The following is a 5,255-nucleotide window of genomic DNA, read 5'->3' on the forward strand; positions in this document are numbered from 1 at the left end:
CGCGCGCGTTCGGAATGGATGAAAAGAGCGGCGGCTGCGGACCTCAGCGGTGGCGGGGGCCTGCGGGGGTGCGGCGCTGTCCGCCCATTCCTTCACGGCAACGCCCCTCTCGCAACCGGCAGGACGCTACCGGGAAAACGCGTTTCCCGCTCCTGGCAGTTCCAGTCTGCGGCATTACCGGGCCTTTCGGCGATTCCTGCGTCTTTATAGTGGCGGCGTGAAGCTGCTCGCCGGCGTCACGCCGCTGCGCTCGTCATCGGCGTTCCTGCGGCTGCCGGTGACACGCGTGTCGCGGCAGGGACTGGCGATGCTGGTCGCGGTCAGCGTGCGGGGGGCGGGCAGCCGCCGCATCCTCGCCAGCCCCCTTATCGTCCTCCGTTTAGCCTCCTCCGTCAGGGCAGGGGGCCGAGCATCTGGCCGATGTTGAACGGCGTGCGCAACAGCCCGAACTGCAGCATCACGTCGGGGACCCGCTGCAGCCGGACCTGGTCGATGCCGATCGGGTAGATGTTCAGCGCCATCACCGCCGCGACGACCGGCGGCACCTGGCCGTTCTGCGGGCCGTCCAGGGACTCCATGGCCTGCTCGACCGCGGACCTGCTCGTATCGGCGATCTCCTGGCCCTGTTCCAGCGCGGCGAGGAACGCCTTGAGCGTGTTGGGGTGCTGCTGCACCCAGGACTTGGTGGCCACGTAGCCCAGGACGGGGAAGTTCTGCGTGGCGCCCTGGTCCAGGTCGGCGAGTTCGACCGCGCCGTACTGCTCCTCCGCCGCGGTGGCGAACGGCTCGGGCAGCGCGGCCGCGGCGATCTTCCCCGCGGCCAGTTCCCCGGCCATGTCAGGGAAGGGGATCGGCTGCGTCGGGAACCGCACGCTCTTCACGCTGATCCCGTTCTCGGTGAGCACGGCGGCGGTGAGCAGGTAGTTGATGTTGCCCGGGGCGTTGATCCCGACCAGGTGGCCTTTCAGCTGCGCCAGCGTCTTGATCTTCGAGTCCGGCATCGTGTAGATCGCCTGGTCGCCCTGCTGCATCACCGAGCCCTCGGCGATGATCTGCAGCGGCTGGTGGTCGTCCACCACGTGCTGGATGTAGGAGACGTAGTTCCCACCGGTGATGTCGTACTCGCCGGCCACCTGCTGGTCGATCACCGTGTCGCTGCTTGTGGCGGCCGTGTAGTTGATGGCGAGCCCTTCCTTCGCGAACAGCCCCTCATGCAGGGCGACGAAAAAGCCCGCCGAGTCGACGGCCGGTACCACGGCCACGTTCAGGTGGGTCTCCTCAAGCCCGCCCGCAGAACTCCCGCCGATTATCACAACCCGCCCGCACCCTGCGACGGCGAGCAGGACGATTGCGATAGCGGGCGCCAGGGGGCGCAGCCGTGCCATGATCATCGGGGTCCCTTCCTCTCCTCGGTGCCGGTTGCGCGGAAAATGGTTCTGCAACTTGCGGCCGAAGACATCGGTCAGCTGACGGATTTTGACCGTCGGCTGCTCCTGTGACGGCGATCCGCGCCCTGGCGACGCGATCCGCCAGCCGGCGCGTCCGCGGCCGTTCCGCGGCCGCCCTGCGGCCGTCCGCGGCCATCCGCGGCCATCCGCGGCCATCCCGCGCGTCACACCCGCCACTGGCGTTTTCTTTGCACACTTCTTGCATGGACAAATCGGGCATTCCGGGCGGCAAATCGTCATGGAGTGTGCAGAGTCGCACTTGCGGGGAGCTGCAGGGCGCGCGGTCCGCGCCGGGGCCGGTACGCGGATTGCATGATTATGCATTGTTGTGCATATACTTGTGCCGTGTCCAAGGTGCTCACCTCCCTGCCTGTCGGCGAACGCGTCGGGATCGCCTTCTCCGGCGGCCTCGACACCTCGGTGGCGGTCGCGTGGATGCGCGAGAAGGGCGCGGTTCCGTGCACGTACACCGCCGACATCGGGCAGTACGACGAGCCCAGCATCGCCTCGGTGCCCGCGCGCGCCGCGTCGTACGGCGCGGAGGTCGCCCGGCTGGTCGACTGCCGGACGGCCCTGGTGGAGGAGGGGCTCGCCGCGCTGGCCTGCGGCGCGTTCCACATCCGGTCGGGCGGGCGCAGCTACTTCAACACCACGCCGCTTGGGCGGGCGGTCGCGGGCACGCTGCTCGTGCGCGCGATGCTCGAGGACGACGTGCAGATCTGGGGGGACGGCTCCACCTTCAAGGGCAACGACATCGAGCGGTTCTACCGGTACGGCCTGCTCGCCAACCCGTCCCTGCGGATCTACAAGCCGTGGCTGGACGCCGAATTCGTCGGGGAACTCGGCGGCCGCAAGGAGATGTCGGAGTGGCTGCTCGCCCACGGACTGCCCTACCGGGACAGCACCGAGAAGGCCTACTCCACCGACGCGAACATCTGGGGCGCGACCCACGAGGCCAAGGCACTTGAGCACCTCGACGCCTGCCTGGAGATCGTCGAGCCGATCATGGGCGTGCGGTTCTGGGATCCTGCCGTGGAGATTGCCGCCGAGGACGTCACGATCGGCTTCGAGCAGGGACGGCCGGTGACGATCAACGGCAAGGAGTTCGACTTCGCGGTCGACTTGGTGCTCGAGGCCAACACGATCGGCGGCCGCCACGGCATGGGCATGTCCGACCAGATCGAGAACCGGATCATCGAAGCCAAGAGCCGGGGCATCTACGAGGCGCCGGGGATGGCGCTGCTGCACGCGGCCTACGAGCGGCTGGTCAACGCCATCCACAACGAGGACACCCTGGCCAGCTATCACGCCGAGGGCCGGCGGCTAGGCAGGCTGCTGTACGAAGGCCGCTGGCTGGACCCGCAGGCGCTGATGCTGCGCGAATCCCTGCAGCGCTGGGTCGGGACGGCGGTCACCGGCGAGGTGACCCTGCGGCTGCGGCGCGGTGAGGACTACTCCATCCTGGGCACGTCCGGGCCGGCGTTCAGCTACCACCCCGGCAAGCTCTCCATGGAGCGGACAGAGGACGCGGCGTTCGGTCCGGTCGACCGCATCGGCCAGCTGACCATGCGCAACCTCGACATCGCCGACTCCCGTGCCAAGCTCGAACAGTACGCCAGGCTCGGCATGGTCGGCAGCCCGCGACCGGCGCTGATCGGCGCCGAGCAGGCAGCCTCGACCGGGCTGATCGGCGCGCTGGCCGAGGGCGGGGCCAAGGCGATCGCCGCCCGCGGCCTGGTGCCCTCCCGCGCGGAAGTTCCCGGCGACGAAGAACTGCTCGACCACGCCGCGATGGAATCAGGCACCGACTGACCCGGGGCACCGCTGGCAGAAGGCGGGGCAGCCGGGGGGGTGGTTTCCCGCGCGCAATTCCGCAATTGAAATCCCGGAGCGCTCAACCGCAGCGGAGAAAGAAAAAGCCAGGTGGGGTAGCTAAGGATTCGCCGGGTTTACTCCTGGTTGCGGCCTAATATGGCAGCCGCCATGTGGCTCTTGGCCTGCTACGACACCTGCACCTGGCTCATCGCCTCCGTCTCGGCCCATTCCCGTCCGTCACGCCAGCCCCTCCCGCGCGCCCGGCCGGGATAACGGGAAGGGAAATGCCGCCCCTGACCGGGATTTTGTTTCCCGATAATTGGCCTGTCCGGAATGTCCGATTCCGGGATTCTGGCATACCGGGCATATCGCATCGCCGGGTGGCGGCCGGCGGGCGCCCGGCGGCGGGGATGCGCCTGCACCCGGCCGCGTGACGCCGGAGTTCATCTCCCCGGTGGCCGGGCGAGCAAGGGCGCGATGACGTCGGTGAGCCTGACCGGGCAGGGCTTCCCTGGCACGCCCGATTACGCGGCGCCCGAGCAGGTCAACGGCGTGGCCGTGGACGGGCGCACCGACCAGTACGCGCTGGCCTGCGTCGCGTTCCGGCTGCTTGCCGGACGCCGCCGTTCGAGCGGGACCACGGCATGGCCGTGCTGCTGGCGCACCTGTCCGCCCCGCCGCCGTCGCTGGCCGCGCGCCGCCCGGACCTGCCGGGCGCCGCGGACCAGGTCCTGGCCAGGGGGATGGCCAAGACCCCGGACGATCGGTACGCGTCCCCCCGCCGCAAGCAGCCGGGAACGGGAAGGCAGCCGCCGCCCTGGCTGACCCGGCGGGCACCGTGACTATCGGTCCGCCCGAGCTTCCCGCGGACGAGGCAGCCGCCGGGGTGGAACCGGCGGCCCGCGAACCGGCCCCGCCGACGGCAGCTCCGGGCAAGGTGGTAGCGGACGCGCCGGGTGTGACCCGCCCGGTAGCCGCAGTAGGGACCGGTAAATCGAGCTGGCTCGGGCGCCGTCGCCTGCCCGCGATTGCCGTGGGGTGCGCGATCGTCGTCGCGGCGGGAGTCATTCCGTTCGTGCTGACGAGCGCGGCGAACACCCCGAAGCCGGGCACGGGCCTGCGGGGGTGGAGTTGTGGTGCTTGTCGCGGCCCAGGTGACCAGGCCCGGCCGCGCCTCGCGGACGGCGGCGATGACACCGGGGTCGGTGCGCCGCACCGCCTCGGCATCGCCGGCCATCGCCGCGGCCACGAACGCGTCCGCCGGGGACAGGCGCGGCGGCCCGGCGCCGAGCGCCGCGAGCTGCGCGGCCAGCTCGCGGTGGCCGTTCACCAGGGCCTCCTCGGCCGGGGTGCGGTGCGGGTCGCTGGTAGCGCAGCTCGGTGAACGCAGCGACCACGTCCACCCCGTTGGCCGCAAGCAGCGCGACCCGGGCGCGCTGGTCGTGGATCACCGCCCACCACAGCAGGTTGCCCAGCATCACCGCCGGGGATTCGAGCGCGTCGCCGAGCAGCCGGCGCCATGGTCCGCGGCCGTCGGCGTCCCGGCCGAGGCCGAACTCGAAGAGCAGGACCAGGTGATCGTCGCGCGGGCCGAACATCCGGTTGTAGAGCAGCTGGCCGTCGTTGGGGTCGGCACCCGCCTCAAGCAGCAGCCGCGCCGTCTGCAGCGTGGCGTCCAGGCTGACCTGCGGGTCGTGGCGGGCGTAGGCCTGGTACAGCAGCGGCGACCAGCCGTGCGGGCCGCCCGGCCGCACAGCCAGCGAGCCGTCGCCAGCAAGGAACCGGCGGACCTGGGCCACGTCGGAGCAGGCGGCGGCGACGGGCAGGGAAACCCCGCGGAGTTCGGGATGATCGGCCAGAAGCTGCGCGGCCGTGGCACGGTCCGATGCCTCATCGTCGCTGTAAGTCAGGCAGGCCAGCCGCAGGAAGCGGTCGGCCAGCGGCTCCTCCGGCGGCGGCGCGGCCGGGCTCCACGCGCGGGCGGTGACGATG

At 70.7% G+C, this 5,255-nt stretch carries 4 protein-coding genes; 2 read left to right on the plus strand and 2 right to left on the minus strand.

Annotation, left to right across the window (positions count from 1 at the left end; all coding sequences use genetic code 11):
• Positions 1-392 precede the first annotated feature (392 nt).
• The gene (locus Q1N79_RS17735; protein WP_300610233.1) at positions 393-1,391 is read right to left on the minus strand and encodes an ABC transporter substrate-binding protein; all 999 of its coding nucleotides are present in this window, start codon (positions 1,389-1,391) and stop codon (positions 393-395) included.
• A 402-nt stretch (positions 1,392-1,793) separates the two neighbouring features.
• Between Q1N79_RS17735 and argG the strand changes: the two genes are divergently transcribed.
• Both argG and Q1N79_RS17745 read left to right on the plus strand, forming a co-directional pair.
• Positions 1,794-3,260, plus strand: coding sequence for an argininosuccinate synthase (gene argG / locus Q1N79_RS17740; protein WP_300610236.1), 1,467 nt, complete (start codon positions 1,794-1,796; stop codon positions 3,258-3,260).
• A 647-nt stretch (positions 3,261-3,907) separates the two neighbouring features.
• Positions 3,908-4,105 (plus strand): hypothetical protein, encoded by a 198-nt coding sequence (locus tag Q1N79_RS17745; protein ID WP_300610238.1) that lies wholly within the window; start codon positions 3,908-3,910, stop codon positions 4,103-4,105.
• 222 nt (positions 4,106-4,327) lie between these two features.
• On the opposite strand, the gene Q1N79_RS17750 is transcribed toward Q1N79_RS17745, so the two are convergent.
• The coding region (locus Q1N79_RS17750; RefSeq protein WP_300610241.1) for a hypothetical protein at positions 4,328-5,255 on the minus strand (928 nt) is incomplete at its 5' end.

Source organism: Trebonia sp., from assembly GCF_030042015.1.
GTDB lineage: Bacteria > Actinomycetota > Actinomycetes > Streptosporangiales > Streptosporangiaceae > Trebonia.

Bases quoted from the DNA above. Each gene is read 5' to 3' on its own strand.
- Q1N79_RS17735 (WP_300610233.1), bottom strand. From the start codon at position 1,391: ATGATCATGGCACGGCTGCGCCCCCTGGCGCCCGCTATCGCAATCGTC.
- Q1N79_RS17745 (WP_300610238.1), top strand. From the start codon at position 3,908: ATGGCCGTGCTGCTGGCGCACCTGTCCGCCCCGCCGCCGTCGCTGGCC.